Raw genomic sequence first — 16,830 nt, 5'->3', positions numbered from 1 at the left:
GGGTCTGCGCGCGTCGCTTCGCTCCTTGCTCCGCCCTGGAATGACGAAGTCGCCGTGGCTTCGGCCAATCTCCAACGTTGGTGCGATTCGCGGCTTCAGCGCCACGTTCGCTCAGGCCACGTTCTTCCCGGCCCCCGCTCTGGCCTGCACCCCCGGCGCGAAAATCTCCTGATCGACGAAGGTCAGCGCGCGCATGGCGCAGCCTTCGCGGATAAGCGGCAGTTCGTTCGGCTCGGTGTCGAAGGAGATCGATTCCGAGTGCTGGCCGCCGGCGGTCTGGGCGATCGCCTCTCGCAGCGCCGGCTCGATCAGGTCGAAGGCGGCCGCGCTTACGCCGACCATGGCGACAGGCGCCGGATCGATGAGGGCGAACAGGCTGCCGAGACCGAAACCAAGCGCCTCGCCGGCCCGGCGGTAAGCCTCCCGTTCGGGTCCGTCCTCCTGCCGGGCTTTCGCGGCCAGCGCGCGCATATCGGCGTCGCCGACGTCGGTCGGCGTGGCGTCCTCGCTTATTCCCATGGCGCTGCGCCAGATCGCGTAATTGCCGGCATAGGCCTCGACGCAGCCGCGGCGGCCGCAGCGGCAAAGCGCGCCGCCCGGACGATGGATCATATGGCCGAACTCGCCGCCGGAGGAATGCGTGCCGCTGAACAGCGCGCCCTTCAGCACCAGGCCCATGCCGATACCGTGCGAGAGCAGGATGGCGATGAAGTCGTCGCGATAGCGCTCGGGATCGCGCCATTGCAGCGCGACCGCCATCATGTTGCAGTCGTTCTCCATGGTGGCGGGAATACCGAATTCCCGTTCGAGGAGGTCGGCGAAAGGGATGTCGGTCAGCGGCGTGATCGGCGACCACAGCATGGCGCGTGAATGGGAATCGGTGATGCCCTGAATGCCCATGGCGATGCGGGCGACGCTGCCCACGTCGAGGTCGGGATCCCCCAGCCGGCGCCGCACGATCGCCATGCATTCGCCGATCAGCTCGTCGCGGGGCATGACGAGCGTGTCGAGGCGCTGCTGCTCCTCGGCAACCACCTGGCCGGCATAATCGATCACGGCGACCGACAGGAAGTTCAGCGACAGCACCACGGTCAGCACCGCGGCGGCTTCGGGGTTCAGCGCCAGACCGATCTGCGGCCGGCCGCGTTTCAACGCCGTCGGCTCGCTGGCCTTGCTTTCGGTGAGAATGCCTTCCTGGATCAGATCGGCGGAGATCGCCGAAATGGTCGAGTGGCTGAGCCCGGTGGTGGCGGCAATCTCCGTGCGCGAGGGCTGGCCGGCGCGGCGCACGGCCGAAATCACCATGGCGCGGTTGCGCCGGCGCAAATCGTCGTGACGGATTCCGACCGACATCGTCTCGCACGTCCTCCCAGTCATCGCGGCCTTGTGATGATGATGCCATGGCCTGTCGGTGACATGCTAGGGATAGTGGCAGAAGCCGTAGCCTGTGTCATTATTTATTGCGGATGTCGAAAAAAATGCCCTGACCCATCAAAACCCATCAGAATCGCAGTTGACAGCGTCGTTCTGCTGGACCACTATTTTTTTGAGGCTCGAAAAAAAGCCTCTATGCCGGCCTTCGGGCCAGTCTGGGTCGCGCCGCACAGGCGCAGGGAGGATATCATGAAGAAATTCGCAGCCGCCATTCTGGCGGGCGTTGCCATGTCGCTGACGCTGGCGTCGGTCGCCGAGGCGAAGGACAAGGTGATCGGCGTCTCGTGGTCGAATTTCCAGGAAGAGCGCTGGAAGACCGACGAAGCGGCGATGAAGGCCGCCATCGAGGCCGCCGGCGACAAGTATATCTCGGCCGACGCGCAGTCCAATCCGGGCAAGCAGCTGACCGACGTCGAAAGCCTGATCTCGCAAGGCGCCAACGCGCTGATCATCCTGGCGCAGGATGCCTCGGCAATCGGCCCGGCGGTGCAGAAGGCGCTCGATGAAGGCATTCCGGTCGTCGGCTACGACCGCCTGATCGAGAACAAGGACGTGTTCTACCTGACCTTCGACAACAAGGAAGTCGGCCGCATGCAGGCCCGCGAGGTGTTCAAGGTCAAGCCGGAAGGCAATTATGTCTTCATCAAGGGCTCGGGCGCCGATCCGAACGCCGACTTCCTGTTCTCGGGATCCATGGAAGTGCTGAAGGAGGCGATCGACAGCGGCAAGATCAAGAATGTCGGCGAGGCCTATACCGACGGTTGGCTGCCCGCCAACGCGCAGAAGAACATGGAGCAGTTCCTGACCGCCAACGACAACAAGGTCGACGCGGTCGTGGCGGCCAATGACGGCACCGCAGGCGGCGTCGTCGCGGCGCTGACGGCGCAAGGCCTGGCCGGCACCGTTCCGGTCTCGGGCCAGGACGGCGACCACGCGGCGCTCAACCGCATCGCGCTCGGCACGCAGACCGTGTCGGTGTGGAAAGACGCGCGCGAGCTCGGCAAGAACGCCGCCGAGATCGCCTCGCAGCTCGCCGACGGCAAGAAGATGGGCGACATCGCCGGCGCCAAGGACTTCACGACGCCCGGCGGCAACACCGTCAAGTCGCTGTTCCTGACTCCGATCGCGATCACCAAGGACAATCTCAACGTCGTCATCGACGCCGGCTGGATCAAGAAGGACGAAGTCTGCGCGGGCGTTGCCGCCGGTAGCGTCAAGGCCTGCAACTGATTCTTCCGGCTCCCGATCAAAATCCCTGCGCCGCGGCCTGAAAGCCGCGGCGTTTTCTCAAAAAGATTTGTGTTTCCGCCTTTGGCGGATAGCTTCTAGGCTTGGCCAGGCATCCGCGCCAGACGGGCAGGCCGGCGGGAGGAAATCATGACCGACACGACGTCTACCCAACCGGCGGACACCGCGCGCGCGTCGGAACTCGGCTCCGTCGCCAGGTTCCTGAAGGCGACCGAGCTCGACACCCGCATGCTCGGCATGATCGGCGCGCTGCTCTTGATCTGGATAGGGCTGCATGTGATTTCCAGCCTGCGCCTCGGCGTCAATCCGCTCGACTTCGACAGCCGCACGTTTCTCACACCGCGAAACCTGTGGAACCTGTCGGTGCAGACTTCGGCCGTGGCGATCATGGCCTCCGGCATGGTGCTGGTCATCGTCATGCGCAACATCGACCTGTCGGTCGGATCGGCCGAAGGGGTGATCGGCATGGTCATGGGCTTTGCCCAGGTGCATTTCCTGGTGCGCTTCGTCGGGCTTGAGCTGGGCAATCCGTGGATATGGGTGCTGGCATTGCTGATCGGCCTGGCGCTCGGCCTCATCATCGGCGCCTTCCAGGGCTTCATCATCGCCTATCTCGAAGTGCCGGCCTTCATCGTGACGCTGGGCGGATTGCTGGTATGGCGTGGCGCTGCCTGGTGGGTCACCAGCGGCCAGACGGTGGCGCCGCTCGACGCCACCTTCCAGCTGATGGGCGGCGGCCCGGCGGGCTCGATCGGCGCCAGATGGAGCTGGGCCGTCGGCATCGTCGCCTGCCTGGCGGTTATCTTCATGCATTTCAACGGCCGCGTGCAGCGCAAGCGCTTCCGCTTCCCGCTGCGTCCGGTCTGGGCCGAGACGCTGCTCGCCACGGTCACCTGCGCGGTCATCCTGGGCGCGGTGTGGCTCGCCAATTCCTATCCGTGGCCGGTCGGCATCGTGAACCGCTACGCCGCCGCCAACAACATCACCGTTCCCGAAGGCGGGCTGTTCATCGCGCATGGCATCGCCATTCCGGTGCTGATGGCCGTTGCCGTCGGCCTGATCATGACCTTCGTCACCAAGCGCACGCGCTTCGGCCGCTACGTCTTCGCCATCGGCGGCAATCCGGAAGCAGCCAATCTCGCCGGCATCAACACGCGCTGGATCACCATGAAGGTGTTCATGATCATGGGCGTGCTGGCGACGATCGCGGCGGCGATCTCGTCGGCCAGGCAGAACTCCTCGACGAATGTGCTGGGGACGCTGGACGAACTGCTGGTCATTGCCGCGGCCGTCATCGGCGGCACGTCGCTCGCCGGCGGTTCCGGCACCGTGCTCGGCGCCATGCTGGGCGCATTGCTGATGCAGTCGCTGCAGTCCGGCATGGTATTGCTCGGCGTCGATTCGCCGCTGCAGAGCATCGTCGTCGGCGCCGTACTGGTCGTCGCGGTCTGGCTCGACACCATCTATCGCAAGCGCGTCTGAGCATGATGCCGAAAAGTGGAAACCAGTTTTCGGACGAGACCATGCTCAAGCATGGACTATAGGGAGGAGAAGGATCATGGCTGACAAAATCGCTCCCGCCGGCGTTCCGCTGGTCGACATGCGCAACATCTCGATCGCCTTCGGCGGCATCCGCGCCGTCGACGACGCCTCGGTCGATCTTTTCCCCGGCGAAGTGATGGCGCTGCTTGGCCACAATGGCGCGGGCAAATCGACGCTGATCAAGATCCTGTCCGGCGCCTACAAGCGCGACAGCGGGCAGATATTCATCAATGGCGAGGAGGCTTCGATCTCCAATCCGCGCGATGCCAAGAAATATGGCGTCGAGACGATCTACCAGACGCTGGCGCTGGCCGACAATGTCGATGCCGCAGCCAACCTGTTCCTCGGCCGCGAGCTGATGACGGGCTGGGGCACGCTGGACGACGTCGCCATGGAAGCCGACGCGCGCAAGGTGATGGGCCGCCTCAATCCACGCTTCCAGCGCTTCAAGGAGCCGGTCATCAAGCTATCGGGCGGACAGCGGCAGTCGGTGGCGATCGCGCGCGCGATCCTGTTCAACGCCCGCATCCTGATCATGGACGAGCCGACGGCGGCGCTCGGTCCGCAAGAGACGGCGCAAGTCGGCGAACTGGTCAAGCAGCTCAAGGCCGACGGCATCGGCATCTTCCTGATCAGCCACGACATCCACGACGTGTTCGAGCTCGCCGACCGGGTCTGCGTGATGAAGAACGGCCAGGTGGTCGGGACCGCGCGCACCACCGACGTCACCCAGGACGAGGTGCTCGGAATGATCATCCTGGGCAAATGCCCGCCAGGCGCCATTCCGGGTCCAGGCGCGCTGAAGATAGCGGCATGATGATAGCCGGCTAATTAACGACTGCGTGATGTACCAGCCGCAGTGATGATTTGACCGCGCCATTGTGTTGGCGCGGAGACTTGCCCATAAAGGTCGTCGACCGTCCACGGGCCGCATCCTTGATTTGAAGAAGCTCTTTCCGATCGTTGCCTTCGTCGCCGTCGCGCTGATCAGCCTGACGATGGCGGGGTTTGCCTATTTCGCGACGCAAGAGGCGGCTCGGATCAAGTTCGAGGGTACCGCCGATGACGCGCTGAGCCGCATCGAGAGCCGCATCGACCTGCATCTGTCGCTGCTGCGTTCGACGCAGGCGCTGTTCGATGCCCGCAACGGCGACATCTCGCGCGGCGAATTCAAGGCCTTCTTCACCGCGCTCGACATCGACGACAGTTTCGCGGGGCTGCGCGGCATCGGCTTCCTGAGGCTCGCCAAGACCGGCGACGAGGCGGCGGTGGAACGCGACATCCTGCACGACCATGGGTCGGCGCATCCGATCTATCCCGCCACGACGCAGCAATGGCGAACGCCGATCGTGCTGTTCGAGCCGCTCGACACGTCCAACCAGTCGATCATCGGTTTCGACATGTTCACCGAGCCGGTACGGCGCGCGGCGATCGAAGAGGCGATGGCGGATGACCAGCAGCATGCGAGCGGCATGGTCCAGCTCGGCCAGGGCGCCGGCGTGGCGCAGACCTTCACCGGATTCCTGGTTTTCGTGCGGCTGAACGTCGAAACCGCGCCCGACGTCATCAATGCAAGCCGCTCCTCGACGGCCGGTTTTCTTTACGTTGCCTTCCGCGCGCAGGATCTGTTCCAGGTCGCGCTCAGCCATTCGCCGCTGCTGCCGGTCAATGTCGAGGTCTATGACGGCAAGCCCGAGGCCGGCAATTTGCTGTTCCGTTCGGAGGCGCCGCCGGCGGAACGCATCGGCGCGAAGCTTTTGGCACGCCGCGATATCGTCGTGGCGGGCGAGCCGTGGACCTTGTTGTTTCGGCCGACAAGCGCATTCGAGCCGCCGTCCTCGCGCGCCATCCCGGTGATGCTCGGGCTGTTCGGGCTGCTGCTCGCCGGCGCCATCGCCTTGGTGGCGCGCTATCAGGAACGCGCCTATGACGCGAAATCGGCGCTGCACGAGGCGACCGAAAAGAGCCTGCTGGAAAAGGACCTGATCCTGCAGGAGATGAAGCACCGCATCAAGAATTCGATCACCCGCGTGCTGGCGATCGCGCGGCAGACGGCCTCGCAAGCCACCGACGTCAAGGAGTTTTCGGCTTCGTTCTCGGCGCGCCTGCAGGCCATGGCGGCATCGCAGGATATGCTCACGCGCTCGCGCTGGCAGAAAGCCGATCTCGGCGACCTGCTGCGCATCGAGCTCGGGCAGGTGTTCGGCAAGGACCTTCCCGAAGGCGTGTTGTCAGGGCCGAAAGTGCTGCTGGACGAGACGACGACGCAGGCGCTCGGGCTGACCTTTCATGAACTCGCCACCAACGCGCTGAAATATGGCGAGGCCGGCGGTTCGGCCAATTCGGTCAAGGGAAGCTGGGCTCTCAAGGTCGACTGGAGCGTCGAAGGCCGCGACCGCGAGAGGACGCTGGTCCTGAACTGGCGCGAGGCGGGTCAGACGGAACTGGAAGCGCCAGTCAAGACCGGCTTCGGCACCAAGTTGATAGATCTCAACGTCACACGCGAATTGCGCGGCACGATCGCGCGCGACTATCACGACGATGGATTGAAGGTGGAAATCAGGATCCCGCTGATCGCGTGAGCGGGCCAACAGCCCTCGGCTGGCGAGTCAGCCATTTGAATTCGAAGAGGACCGGAGGCCGGCTACCCGCCTCCGGTTCTCTTCGCTAAGGAACTAGTTGCAGCGGGCCCGGTAGGTCGTGCCGTCATGGCGGCGATACACGCAGTAGCCGTTGCGAAGGTTGCGAACCAAGAGGCCCGACCCGGCGCCGACGGCCGCGCCGATCAGCGCACCCTTGCTGCCGCCGACCAAGCCGCCCACACCGGCGCCGATCAGGCCGCCGCCGACAACGTCCTGCTCGGTCGTGGTGCAGCCGCTGACGGCGACCACAGCAACCATGGCAATGATCATCTTCCGCATAGAATTGCTCCTCACTTTTGTCCTCACTTTCGGCAGTGCCAGCGACCGTTTAGCATGAAAAAACCTGTTTTGCCTGCCAGATTCTACTGTTGCCTAACATAGTCTTTTTCGGAGCGCCCGCCGTTCGACGCGACAAGCATGCCGGACACCTCCAGCGATGCTGCCAGCGTGCCGTCAGGCCGCACGTTCCAGACGATCCGGTCGTAGTCGTCCTCCAGCGCGGGATCCACGGCGAGGCATTTGCCGACGATGCGGGGGGCCTGGCCCTGCAGGTCGCCGAGGGCGAATGGCCTTTCGGCGACGCAGGCCTGCGCCGTCTCGAAGACGCTGACGGGCACTTGGAGTTCCCGGCAATCGGCCATCGTGCTCGAACAGCCGACGACGAAGAGCAATGCGGCGATGTGTTCCATGGCTCCAAACCTCTCGCCGCCAACAACGAATCTCGGCGAACAAAAGTTCCGGGGCCGGAGCTTGAAGCGCTCCGCGCGAAATGGCGGCGCGCTGAAGTCTGGACGTCAAAGCCTCATGCGGGGTCAGAGCAGTTGCCAGGCCGCGGTCAGCGCCATGGCGGCCAGAAGCGCGATCGCGCCCAGGCGGAGCGAAAGATGCGACGATCGCGGCGCCGGCGGCGGCTCGGCATCCTGGAAGCCGCTCATCGAGACGCGGGCGGCCTGCTCCAACCTGTTCATGTCGGCAACCATCATTTCAGTCTCCCCAGGTCGTGCGGGGGACGGATGGGGTTTCCGGCGCATCGTCAGCCGGGAGCACAGGATCGGACTTTATGGTGAACAGCCGGTTAAGGGCCTCCGCCGGCAAAGCGCTCCCTCTCCGTTTTGACGCAATTCCGGACGGACAGCTACGGCGAAGCCGCGTAAAGCGCGTAAAGCGCGTCGCGCTGAAGCGGATCCAGGCGACGCGCTTCAAGGCTTTGTTTTCATGCATGTCGTTATCGCAAAACCGCTGCACACTTTTGCGCGACACGCATTAGCCTGACCCGTTGCGCACTTTCATGGAATTGCTCTCACGCCATCGGCGGCACCATCAATCCGTCTCGAAATTTCCGTGCGGGACGGTGAGACGGTATTCCATGCGGTCCTTGCCGATTTCCAGCGTCGCTGAGCCATTCAGCGACATCGGCACGACGCGTTCCAGCGCCACGCTGCCGAAGCGCTTCTCATTGCGCGGCGCGTCGTCGACCGCCTCCGTCCAGGTCAGCAGAAGGTTGGGCGAGGTTCCGTTTTCGGTCTCGAGCCTGGCGCGAACCTCGACATGGCCCTCCGGCCGCGACAGCGCGCCGTAGCTCACGGAATTCACGGCCAGCTCGTGCATCGCCAGGCCGATATGCAGGGCGGCATTGGGGTTGAGATAGGGATTTTCGCCCGCGAACCGCAGACTGTTGGCCAGATCGCTGCTGTAGCGGCCGACCTGGCCGGAGACGAGCTCCTGCAACGCCGCTCCCCGCCAGTTGGAGGATGTGACCAGATCCTGCGAGGATGAGAGCGATTGCAGCCGGCCGCGAAACCGCGCCAGGAACTCGCCGAGCGTCTCCGTATAGCGTCCGGTCTGAGTGGCGATGCTCTGGATGATGGCCAGAAGATTTTTCGATCGATGGCTGACTTCGCGAAGCAACGCCTTCAGCGTCTGCTCGCGGCGTTTCTGCTCCGTCGTCTCCACCATCGTGGTGACGACGCCGAGGACGTCGCCGGCGTCGCCACGGTCGGCATCGATCCAAAGCTGGAACCAACGTACGCCCTGGTGTCCCGGAATGCTGAGCTCGAGCTGGTCCGCGTTGCCGGATTCGATTACCTTGAGTTTGGCGGCCCTTATGCGTTCGGCCTGCGCCGGCGAGAGCAAGTCCTTGCCGGCGGCCGTATCGGACGCCCAGGGCGCGTTCATGTTGCGCGCCCAGACCGTTTCCATCTGCCGATCCTCGTAGACAACCGAAATCCCGGCATTGTGCAGGGCATGAAGCAGGGCCCGCCCCAACTGCATCCCGCTCTCCGAGGGATGCATCGCGATCACTTCGCCTTTCTGCTTTTCAACCCTGTCTTTCGTGGGACCCTCGGAAGGCATTGGAACATCCCGCACTCGGTCCTGGAACGGCTCAATCCGCAACTGGTTCCGCCTGAGCCAGCGCCTTGAAATCGCAGTGGCCTTGAAATCGCAGTGGCCCTGAAATCGCAGGGGGCTCTCCAAAAACGGTCCGCCGGACGGTGCTCTTTCGAGGCGCCGTCCGACGGTGGCTGGAAACCGTTTGAGGGGTGCGGCTTCCAGTGTCGCGGTCAGGCTCTCCTGAAAAGGCCTGCGATGAGCGAAATCACCAGGAAGGCGAGGAAAATGAAGAACAGGATCTGCGCGATGCCCGCCGATGTGCCGGCGATGCCGCCGAACCCAAGCGCGCCGGCGATGATCGCAACTACGAGAAATACGAGCGCCCAGTACAGCATGATGCGTCTCCTTCTTACGTCGGGAAAAGAACGTGGCTCGGTGTCGTTTGTTCCACCATTTGCTGAAAAAGACGATCCCCTTGAAAGGGCTTTTCAGACCCCAAACGGGCCAGGCGTCACGCGCGGCGGAGGGCCTCGCATGACGCTCGAGGTCCAGGCTCCGGAAGGATCAGGCAGCGGCCTTGGCCTGACGGTCGAAGAACAGGGCCTGGCTGATCAAAGCCTTGACCATGTCGGGATTGAACGGCTTGGTGACCAGGAAGGCCGGTTCGGGCCGCTCGCCGGTCAGCAGGCGTTCCGGGAAGGCGGTGATGAAGATCACCGGCACCGGCGTCGAGGACAAGATCTCGTTGACGGCTTCGATGCCCGAGCTGCCGTCGGCGAGTTGGATGTCGGCCAGAACCATTTTCGGCCGCGTCCTGCCGAACACGGCCACGGCCTCGGCATGGGTGCGCGCCGTGCCGACCACACGGTGGCCGAGACTCTCGACCATTTCCTCGATGTCCATGGCGATCAGCGGCTCGTCCTCGATGATCAGCACGTCGGTCGCGACCTGCCGGGAAATCTCGTTGCTTGCCTGGGCAAGTAGTTCCGAGAATTCGTCCTCGTCTACATCGAGGATTTCCGCCGCCTCGTCCTCGCTGAAGCCCTCGACGGCAACCAGAAGGAAAGCCTGCCTCGGCAGGGGCGCGATGGCATTCAGATTGGCCGCGGCCCGCTGCTCCCAGGCGGTCTGGGCCTGTTCCTGCGGCACGCGGATGGCCACGGAGGTGAACAGTCTGGCGAAAACCTTGTACAGCGCAATACGGTCGCTCGAGGCTTCGGGGAAGATATTGGTATCGGCGATGATGGCTTCCAGCATCGCGGCGACCAACGCGTCACCGCTCTCCTGCGATCCCGATACCGCCCGCGAGAAGCGGCGCAGGAACGGAAGATGCGGCGCGATGGTTGCGGACAAACTCATTATCGACGTCTCCCTCAAATGACGCTGCACGTTCAAGGCCGCACTGATTGCATGCCCCTGAAAATCAAACGCCGGCTTTCGGAAAAAGTTCCGCCGGCTGTGGAACTAAATTAGCAAGCGGGCGTTTCGGGCTTTGGGATGGGCAACCAGACGAAGGTCCCGCTTGCGTTGTGGTTTGAAGTCGAAGAGCGGTTCAGGCGCTGGAAACTAGGGCGACTATGAAAGAAATGAAGAAAAAACAGTTGGCTGATGCCGCAAGCAGGCATCGGAACGGGGACGGTAATCCGCTTGGGGCAAACTCAGAGATAGCCCGCAAGCTCAAACAATATTATGACGAGTTGGTCTCGGACCATGTGCCGGACCGTTTCGCACAGTTGCTCAGCCAACTGGAACAGACCGAACCTGCCCAGAAAAAGGACTGAGGCATGGCGGTGGTATCCCAGAGCTTCAAGACCGAGTTGCTCGGTGCGATCCCGAGCCTTCGCGCCTTTGCCGTGTCGCTGACGCAGAATGCGGACCGGGCCGACGACCTCGTCCAGGAAACGCTGGTCAAGGCGTGGGACAAGCATGAGAGCTTCCAGCCCGGCACCAATCTGAAGGCCTGGCTGTTCACCATCCTGCGCAATGAATTCTATTCGCAGATGCGCAAGCGCGGCCGCGAAGTTCAGGACAGCGACGGCATCATGACGGCCAGGCTTGCCGTTCATCCGGCCCAGCATGGCCAGCTCGACCTCAAGGATTTCCGCGGTGCGCTCGAGCAGCTGCCCGAGGACCAGCGCGAGGCCATCATCCTGATCGGCGCCTCCGGCTTCTCCTATGAAGAAGCCGCCGAGATCTGCGGCTGTGCCGTCGGCACGATCAAGAGCCGCGTCAGCCGGGCGCGCGCCAGGCTCCAGGAAATCCTCAAGATTTCCGGAGAGGACGAGTTCGGGCCCGACGCGATCTCGGCGCAGGTCACAGGTTCGAACGCGGCTTGAACCGACCGGTTACGATTGCGATTGCAAGGATGGCCTCAGGCCGCCTTTGCCCGGCCGCAGGCCATGGCCAAGGCTTCGATCAGATCGTCGCCTGAGTAGGGCTTGGCGATCAGCCGGATATCCGGAAACGAACCCTTGATCTCGTCCGAATCCGAATAGCCGGAGGCAAATACGAACGGCACGCCCTCGCTGCGCAGCCGCGCGGCGAAATCCAGAGTCGAGACGCCGCCGAGCATCAGGTCGACAACCGCCGCGTCGAAGCGCGCAGGCAGCGCCTGCCCGTCGATCTCGCCGAGTTCACGCGCGATCGTCACATCCGCGGCGCCGTGGTCGCGGCAAAGCTGCTCGACATCCATCGCGATCAGGAACTCGTCTTCCAGAACGAGAATACGCAGTCCATCAAGCAGCGCTGGCACTTATCAGTGTCTCCTCGGCAGGGCCGCACTCATGCGCGGAATTGGCCGCCATGTCATTTAAAAAAGACATGGGTTCCAGCCTCACGGAACCCCTGCCGGTCTCAAGCGTTTCCTTGCGCCCATAAGGGGCAGGGATTTCGAAGAGGGGTCGAAGTGTCCGGCCAAAGCGCACGCGCGGCTGCCAGCCGTCAATATCCTTGTGAAAAGTGCCCGTTGCGGCCGTTGCCGGCGTTCCGTGAGTTCGACAAGCAGGAATTGTCATTCATCGGCACCTTCAAGCACGGCGAACTTGCGGCCGACAAGGGGGCGACAGTCCTGGTCGAAGGCAGCCACAGCGCGCATCTCTATACCGTGCTGTCCGGCTGGGCGTTCCGCTACAAGCTTTTGCCCGACGGACGTCGGCAGATCCTCAATTTCTCCATGCCCGGCGACCTCATCGGCCTGCAGGGAAGCCTGATGGGCGAGATGCAGCATTCCGTCGAAGCGCTGTCGCCGATGCTGCTGTGCGTCTTCGAACGCGACCAGCTGCAGGAACTCTATCGCAACCATCCCGGCCTTGCCTATGACATCACCTGGATCGCGTCGCGCGAGGAGCGCATGCTGGACGAGAACCTGCTCAGCATCGGCCGCCGCACCGCGCTCGAACGAGCGGCCTATCTCGTCGCCTTCATCGCCGGTCGGGCGCGCAGCGCCGGATTGAATGGCAAGACACCGGTGCAGATTCCGATCACACAACAGCATATCGCCGACACGCTCGGCCTTTCGCTGGTCCATACCAACAAGACCATCCGCAAGCTGATGGACCGCAAGCTCGTGATGTGGCGAGATGGCGGCTGCGAAGTGATCGACTATGATGGACTGAAGAAGCTTGCCCGATGGGAGGGACTGGGCGAGGAACGCAGGCCACTCATCTAGGATGCCCAGGGTCGCGACGACCGGAACCATGGCGCTGGACGGGCGTTGAAACCAACGCAAACGCAAGGAGTTAGAGAATGGCAACCGCCGCAGGCAAATCCGCAACGGACCAAGCAACCACTGCCGACCTCGAGGCCGATATCGAGCAACTGAAGGCGGATATCCAGAAACTTACGGAGCAGCTCGCCAAGACCGGTCAACACGGCTATGGCGCGGCCCGTCGCGCCGCCGCGGATGGCGTCGAGCAGTTGCGGGCGCAGGGCGAAGCCGCGTTCGAGAGCATGCGGGGAAATGCCGAGGACATCGAAGCGCAGCTGATCGCCAAAGTGCGCGAGAAGCCGGTGACGTCGCTGGCCATCGCGGCGGGCGTCGGTTTCCTCTTCGCCCTGCTTTCCCGCCGCTAACCGCAGATGGGGGCGCTTGTCTCGCTGATCTCGGCCCTCGCCTCGGGCGAGGCCATGGCCGCGTTGCACAGGGCGCGGACGACGGCGATCCTTTACGGACTTGCCGCCGTTTTTGCTCTGTGCGGCGTCGGTTTCCTCATCGGCGCCGCCTATATCTGGCTGGCGGCGCGCTACGGGCCGCTGGCGACCAGCCTCGGCTTCGGCATCGGCTTCCTGGTGCTTGCCGGGCTCATCCTCGTCATTCACAAGCTGACGACCAGCATGCGCAGCAGGCGGCGCGCAAGACGGCGGCAGGCCGACATGACCGCGCTGGGCGTTACTGCGGCACTTGCCCTGCTTCCGGCCCTTGCCAAGAGCAAGGGCGGGCTGGGAGCCGTCATCGCGCCCGCCCTGGCGGTCGTCGCCTACGCCATCTATCGTGAGAACGCCAAGCCCACGCCACCGAAGCAGGACCCGCAGGACATGTCGTAAACGCTTCAGGAAACGCCGGGACCTCAGGGAGGCTCGGCGGCATCTTTCCTGCGGGCGAGGACGCCGGCGGAACTCGTGGCCAACGTCGCTGACTTGGGCAAGGCGGCGGATGTCATTCCCTGGTTCGGAACCTTCCCGATCAAGACCCGTTACCCGACCGTATCGTGCCTGAAGCGCCCGCCGCCGCGCAGCATGGAGGCCAAGAGTGACCAAGATCGTACCCGAAGACAAAGCACGCCAGGGGCATTGGGGCTGGCATGCGCTCAGGATCCTCATCGCCGGGCTCTTGCTCGCCTTCATCGCGTGGGGGGCAGTCGAGATTTACGGCGAGCTGATCAAATCGCCGACGACGCAGCAGACCGTGCCGGAAGCGCCGCCCGCGGCTCAGAAATCCATCCAAGGCGGTTGATCCCCGCATCACGCCGCCCTTGCCTGCGCATTGCTTGCCGGAACGAGCACTTTCAGCGCGCCGGGGTGAATCTCGATCGTTGTTTCGCGTTCCAGCCTGACGAGTTCGCCATCCAGCACCGCGCTGAACTTTTTGGCGGGCGAGTGGATCTTCAGCACAGCCCTGCCTGCCTGATGCACTTCGACATGCGCGCTCTGGCGCAGCCTCCCGCGCAGCATGTCCAGCAGGAGTTTTGCTAAGTGATGACGCTGGCGCGCGACGCTGACATAGATGCCTAGCACGCCGCCGGCCGGGTTGTCGGCATAGGGCAGATGGCCTTCGCCGAACAGATTGTTGGAGATGCCGATGCCGGTGGTGCGGGTGACGATCTCGGCCTTGCCGACGCTCAGGCTGACCTTGAGGGCAGGCGGATTGTTGATCGCCGCCCATGCGGCGCGCACGGATGCCTGCATCTTTCCAAGGCGCGAGCCGAAGTCCATCTTTTCGCGCAGCTGAACCATCTCAGCGTGCATGCCGACGGAGAACTGGTGCACGAAAGGCTGGCCGTTGGCGCTGGCCATATCGACCGCGATCACCTCGCCATCGGCGAAGGATTGCAGGGCGGCTTCCAGTGTCTGCGGAATGCCCAGGCCGCGCGCGAAGAGGTTCATCGTGCCGGCGGGCAAGATGGCCAGGACCTTCTTCTTGTTCATGAGGAGGGACGCCGCGGTGGAAATCGTGCCGTCGCCGCCTCCGGCAAGAACGACGTCGATGTTCCGCCTGGCGATGGCCTTCTCCAGCGCCGTGGCGATGTCGCGGCCGGCGACGATATCGATCTCGACCGAATGTCCGGCCGCTTCGAGCGTGTGACGCAACTGTTCGGAAAATGCTTCCAAATCGATGGTGCGGAGCGTGCCGCCGTCCTGGTTCAGCACCGCAGCAAACCGCATGCGCCACTCCGTGTCGCTTCAGGTCAGTTTGAGCCGGCAGACCCTCAGCCGCACGCCGGAACGAAGATGCGGCCGCAAAGGTTCCACCGGAGGTTCAGGATTCCAGCCAGTGGTGGATGCGTTGTGGTTGGAACAACACCCCGGTCACGACGTTGTGAACCTGTCGACACTGCCGCTCCCGACCCGCCGCTCAGAGGTTGGTCGAGGCAGTGTCATATACAAATCAGGCACGAGGAGAGACCATCATGATCCGCACTCTTTTTGCGACGACCGCGATCGCGACGCTGCTCGCAAGCGGCGCTTTTGCACAGACGACGCCCGCCCCCGCTCCACAAGCCCCAGCAGCCGAAAATCCAGCGCCGGTCATGCGCTCGGATGGCGCGCTGATGACGAACATCATCGGCGAGTCCGTCTATAACGGCACCGGCGATGACGCGCAGGACATCGGCAAGGTCGACGATGTCGTCTTGGATTCCAGCGGCAAGGCCAAATCCGCCATTATTGGGGTCGGCGGGTTCCTCGGCGTCGGCAAGAAGGACGTCGCTTTCGACTACGGCAAGCTGGAATGGGCCGAGAAGAACGGCGACCGCTGGCTAGTCGCCAAGTCCACGAAAGATGAACTGAACGCACTGCCGGCATTCGACCGCAAGCCTTATGATCCGGCGCCAGCGCAGTCGGCCGACGCTACGCAACCTGCTAACAACACGACCACAACGCAGGCTCCGGCGGCCGCACCGGCTGAGCCGGTGAACAAGGCCGAGGGCAACCTCGCCACCAACATCATGGGCGAGTCGGTCTATAACGGCACCGCGGACGACGCCCAGAAGATCGGCGACGTGAAGGACATCGTGCTTGCCAAGGACGGCAAGGCCGAGTCGCTGGTGATCGGCGTCGGTGGCTTCCTCGGCATCGGCACGAAGAACGTCACCTATGACTTCGCCAAGGCAAAATGGGCGGAGAAGAACGGCGACCGCTGGCTGGTGGCCGAGACGACGAAGGAGGAGCTGCAGGCCCAGCCCGATTTCAACCGCAAGGCCTATGATCCGGCGCCGGGCTCGACGACGGCAGCGAGCAACGCTCCTGCGGCGACCACGCCCGCGGTGGTATCTTCGGATACGACCTCCGACAAGGGGGCCAAACCGGCAGAGCCCGCCAAGTCGACGGCCGAGAACAAACCTGCGACGCCGCCGGCCCAGAGCACGGCCGAGAACAAGCCCGCCGATAACGGCACCGCCGCAACCGACCAGACCAAGACCGCTTCCATCGACAAATCGACGCTGAGCGAAATGCCGATGGGCAACATCCGCGTCGACGACCTCAAGGGCACGACGGTCTATGGCGCCAACGATGCCAAGATCGGTTCGATCGGCGATGTCGTGCTGACGCCCGACAACAAGCCGGACGCAGTCATTGTCGATGTCGGCGGCTTCCTCGGCATCGGCGCCAAGGAAGTGGCGATCGGCATGGATAAGCTCAAATTCATGACCGACAAGAACGGCAAGAAATATCTCTATACCAACTTCACCAAGGAACAGTTGCAGGCGCAGACGGCCTATGACAAGAGCAGTTATGCCGCCAACCGCGACCAGCAGCGGATGATGTTGAAATAGGGATTGGGATTAGGCAGTAGGCAGTAGGCAGTAGGCAGTAGGCAGTAGGCAGTAGGGAATAGGCAGTAGACGAAAGAAAAGTTGGCAAAGCAACCCGCGGTTGGGATATTCACTGCCTACTGCCTACTGCCTACTGCCTACTG

General features: G+C 63.5%; 20 protein-coding genes. 11 read left to right on the top strand and 9 right to left on the bottom strand.

Features of this window, described 5'->3' with window-relative positions; genetic code table 11:
* Nucleotides 1–111: 111 nt before the first annotated feature.
* Nucleotides 112–1,353: an ROK family protein gene (locus FJ414_RS30840; protein WP_140648124.1), complete on the bottom strand. Its 1,242-nt coding sequence runs from the start codon at nucleotides 1,351–1,353 to the stop codon at nucleotides 112–114.
* A gap of 270 nt (nucleotides 1,354–1,623) precedes the next feature.
* Between FJ414_RS30840 and xylF the strand changes: the two genes are divergently transcribed.
* From xylF to FJ414_RS30820, 4 genes are all read left to right on the top strand, one after another.
* A complete protein-coding gene (gene xylF / locus FJ414_RS30835; RefSeq protein WP_140648123.1) occupies nucleotides 1,624–2,664 on the top strand; it encodes a D-xylose ABC transporter substrate-binding protein in 1,041 nt (346 codons plus the stop codon).
* A 147-nt stretch (nucleotides 2,665–2,811) separates the two neighbouring features.
* Nucleotides 2,812–4,164 (top strand): sugar ABC transporter permease, encoded by a 1,353-nt coding sequence (locus FJ414_RS30830; RefSeq protein ID WP_140648122.1) that lies wholly within the window; start codon nucleotides 2,812–2,814, stop codon nucleotides 4,162–4,164.
* A gap of 76 nt (nucleotides 4,165–4,240) precedes the next feature.
* Nucleotides 4,241–5,041, top strand: coding sequence for an ATP-binding cassette domain-containing protein (locus FJ414_RS30825; protein WP_140648121.1), 801 nt, complete (start codon nucleotides 4,241–4,243; stop codon nucleotides 5,039–5,041).
* A 124-nt stretch (nucleotides 5,042–5,165) separates the two neighbouring features.
* Complete coding sequence (locus FJ414_RS30820) at nucleotides 5,166–6,806, top strand: CHASE domain-containing protein (RefSeq protein WP_140648120.1); 1,641 nt, start codon at nucleotides 5,166–5,168, stop codon at nucleotides 6,804–6,806.
* A 93-nt stretch (nucleotides 6,807–6,899) separates the two neighbouring features.
* On the opposite strand, the gene FJ414_RS30815 is transcribed toward FJ414_RS30820, so the two are convergent.
* The 6 genes from FJ414_RS30815 to FJ414_RS30795 form a co-directional block, all read right to left on the bottom strand.
* Nucleotides 6,900–7,145 carry a YMGG-like glycine zipper-containing protein gene (locus FJ414_RS30815; protein WP_140648119.1) on the bottom strand — a complete coding sequence of 82 codons (246 nt, stop codon included), beginning with the start codon at nucleotides 7,143–7,145 and terminating at the stop codon, nucleotides 6,900–6,902.
* Between the two features lie 83 nt (nucleotides 7,146–7,228).
* Nucleotides 7,229–7,555 carry a hypothetical protein gene (locus FJ414_RS30810; protein WP_140648118.1) on the bottom strand — a complete coding sequence of 109 codons (327 nt, stop codon included), beginning with the start codon at nucleotides 7,553–7,555 and terminating at the stop codon, nucleotides 7,229–7,231.
* 123 nt (nucleotides 7,556–7,678) lie between these two features.
* Nucleotides 7,679–7,849 (bottom strand): hypothetical protein, encoded by a 171-nt coding sequence (locus FJ414_RS31625; protein ID WP_181167148.1) that lies wholly within the window; start codon nucleotides 7,847–7,849, stop codon nucleotides 7,679–7,681.
* A 337-nt stretch (nucleotides 7,850–8,186) separates the two neighbouring features.
* On the bottom strand, nucleotides 8,187–9,137 hold the full coding sequence (locus FJ414_RS30805; protein ID WP_246672543.1) for a sensor histidine kinase: 951 nt from the start codon (nucleotides 9,135–9,137) through the stop codon (nucleotides 8,187–8,189).
* Between the two features lie 290 nt (nucleotides 9,138–9,427).
* A complete protein-coding gene (locus FJ414_RS30800; protein WP_018429836.1) occupies nucleotides 9,428–9,592 on the bottom strand; it encodes a DUF1328 domain-containing protein in 165 nt (54 codons plus the stop codon).
* Between the two features lie 169 nt (nucleotides 9,593–9,761).
* Nucleotides 9,762–10,556: a response regulator gene (locus tag FJ414_RS30795; protein WP_140648116.1), complete on the bottom strand. Its 795-nt coding sequence runs from the start codon at nucleotides 10,554–10,556 to the stop codon at nucleotides 9,762–9,764.
* A gap of 218 nt (nucleotides 10,557–10,774) precedes the next feature.
* Between FJ414_RS30795 and FJ414_RS30790 the strand changes: the two genes are divergently transcribed.
* Both FJ414_RS30790 and FJ414_RS30785 read left to right on the top strand, forming a co-directional pair.
* Entirely contained in the window at nucleotides 10,775–10,978 is a 204-nt protein-coding gene (locus tag FJ414_RS30790; RefSeq protein WP_140648115.1) for a NepR family anti-sigma factor, read from the top strand.
* 3 nt (nucleotides 10,979–10,981) lie between these two features.
* Nucleotides 10,982–11,533, top strand: coding sequence for an RNA polymerase sigma factor (locus tag FJ414_RS30785; protein WP_140648114.1), 552 nt, complete (start codon nucleotides 10,982–10,984; stop codon nucleotides 11,531–11,533).
* Between the two features lie 35 nt (nucleotides 11,534–11,568).
* Here the strand turns inward: FJ414_RS30785 and FJ414_RS30780 are convergent, their stop codons facing one another.
* Nucleotides 11,569–11,949: a response regulator gene (locus FJ414_RS30780; RefSeq protein ID WP_140648113.1), complete on the bottom strand. Its 381-nt coding sequence runs from the start codon at nucleotides 11,947–11,949 to the stop codon at nucleotides 11,569–11,571.
* Nucleotides 11,950–12,102: 153 nt separating this feature from the next.
* Here FJ414_RS30780 and FJ414_RS30775 point away from each other — a divergent pair, with 153 nt between their 5' ends.
* The 4 genes from FJ414_RS30775 (at nucleotide 12,103) to FJ414_RS30760 (ending at nucleotide 14,148) form a co-directional block, all read left to right on the top strand.
* The gene (locus FJ414_RS30775) at nucleotides 12,103–12,864 is read left to right on the top strand and encodes a Crp/Fnr family transcriptional regulator (RefSeq protein WP_140648112.1); all 762 of its coding nucleotides are present in this window, start codon (nucleotides 12,103–12,105) and stop codon (nucleotides 12,862–12,864) included.
* A 77-nt stretch (nucleotides 12,865–12,941) separates the two neighbouring features.
* Nucleotides 12,942–13,268 (top strand): DUF883 family protein, encoded by a 327-nt coding sequence (locus FJ414_RS30770; RefSeq protein ID WP_140648111.1) that lies wholly within the window; start codon nucleotides 12,942–12,944, stop codon nucleotides 13,266–13,268.
* 6 nt (nucleotides 13,269–13,274) lie between these two features.
* Entirely contained in the window at nucleotides 13,275–13,739 is a 465-nt protein-coding gene (locus FJ414_RS30765; protein WP_140648110.1) for a phage holin family protein, read from the top strand.
* 205 nt (nucleotides 13,740–13,944) lie between these two features.
* Nucleotides 13,945–14,148, top strand: a complete 204-nt coding sequence (locus tag FJ414_RS30760) for a hypothetical protein (protein ID WP_140648109.1) — start codon at nucleotides 13,945–13,947, stop codon at nucleotides 14,146–14,148.
* Nucleotides 14,149–14,156: 8 nt separating this feature from the next.
* Here FJ414_RS30760 and FJ414_RS30755 read toward each other — a convergent pair whose 3' ends face one another.
* Entirely contained in the window at nucleotides 14,157–15,077 is a 921-nt protein-coding gene (locus tag FJ414_RS30755) for a diacylglycerol kinase family protein (RefSeq protein ID WP_140648108.1), read from the bottom strand.
* Between the two features lie 245 nt (nucleotides 15,078–15,322).
* On the opposite strand from FJ414_RS30755, the gene FJ414_RS30750 reads away from it, so the two are divergent.
* On the top strand, nucleotides 15,323–16,687 hold the full coding sequence (locus FJ414_RS30750; protein WP_140648107.1) for a PRC-barrel domain-containing protein: 1,365 nt from the start codon (nucleotides 15,323–15,325) through the stop codon (nucleotides 16,685–16,687).
* Nucleotides 16,688–16,830: the final 143 nt, after the last annotated feature.

The sequence above is a fragment of the Mesorhizobium sp. B3-1-6 genome (assembly GCF_006439555.1).
Taxonomy (GTDB): Bacteria; Pseudomonadota; Alphaproteobacteria; order Rhizobiales; family Rhizobiaceae; genus Mesorhizobium.
This window is presented reverse-complemented; position numbering and strand designations above follow the sequence as displayed.

Bases quoted from the DNA above. Each gene is read 5' to 3' on its own strand.
- FJ414_RS30840 (WP_140648124.1), bottom strand. From the start codon at position 1,353: ATGTCGGTCGGAATCCGTCACGACGATTTGCGCCGGCGCAACCGCGCC.
- xylF (WP_140648123.1), top strand. From the start codon at position 1,624: ATGAAGAAATTCGCAGCCGCCATTCTGGCGGGCGTTGCCATGTCGCTG.
- FJ414_RS30830 (WP_140648122.1), top strand. From the start codon at position 2,812: ATGACCGACACGACGTCTACCCAACCGGCGGACACCGCGCGCGCGTCG.
- FJ414_RS30825 (WP_140648121.1), top strand. From the start codon at position 4,241: ATGGCTGACAAAATCGCTCCCGCCGGCGTTCCGCTGGTCGACATGCGC.
- FJ414_RS30815 (WP_140648119.1), bottom strand. From the start codon at position 7,145: ATGCGGAAGATGATCATTGCCATGGTTGCTGTGGTCGCCGTCAGCGGC.
- FJ414_RS30810 (WP_140648118.1), bottom strand. From the start codon at position 7,555: ATGGAACACATCGCCGCATTGCTCTTCGTCGTCGGCTGTTCGAGCACG.
- FJ414_RS31625 (WP_181167148.1), bottom strand. From the start codon at position 7,849: ATGATGGTTGCCGACATGAACAGGTTGGAGCAGGCCGCCCGCGTCTCG.
- FJ414_RS30805 (WP_246672543.1), bottom strand. From the start codon at position 9,137: ATGCAGTTGGGGCGGGCCCTGCTTCATGCCCTGCACAATGCCGGGATT.
- FJ414_RS30800 (WP_018429836.1), bottom strand. From the start codon at position 9,592: ATGCTGTACTGGGCGCTCGTATTTCTCGTAGTTGCGATCATCGCCGGC.
- FJ414_RS30795 (WP_140648116.1), bottom strand. From the start codon at position 10,556: ATGAGTTTGTCCGCAACCATCGCGCCGCATCTTCCGTTCCTGCGCCGC.
- FJ414_RS30790 (WP_140648115.1), top strand. From the start codon at position 10,775: ATGAAAGAAATGAAGAAAAAACAGTTGGCTGATGCCGCAAGCAGGCAT.
- FJ414_RS30785 (WP_140648114.1), top strand. From the start codon at position 10,982: ATGGCGGTGGTATCCCAGAGCTTCAAGACCGAGTTGCTCGGTGCGATC.
- FJ414_RS30770 (WP_140648111.1), top strand. From the start codon at position 12,942: ATGGCAACCGCCGCAGGCAAATCCGCAACGGACCAAGCAACCACTGCC.
- FJ414_RS30765 (WP_140648110.1), top strand. From the start codon at position 13,275: ATGGGGGCGCTTGTCTCGCTGATCTCGGCCCTCGCCTCGGGCGAGGCC.
- FJ414_RS30755 (WP_140648108.1), bottom strand. From the start codon at position 15,077: ATGCGGTTTGCTGCGGTGCTGAACCAGGACGGCGGCACGCTCCGCACC.
- FJ414_RS30750 (WP_140648107.1), top strand. From the start codon at position 15,323: ATGATCCGCACTCTTTTTGCGACGACCGCGATCGCGACGCTGCTCGCA.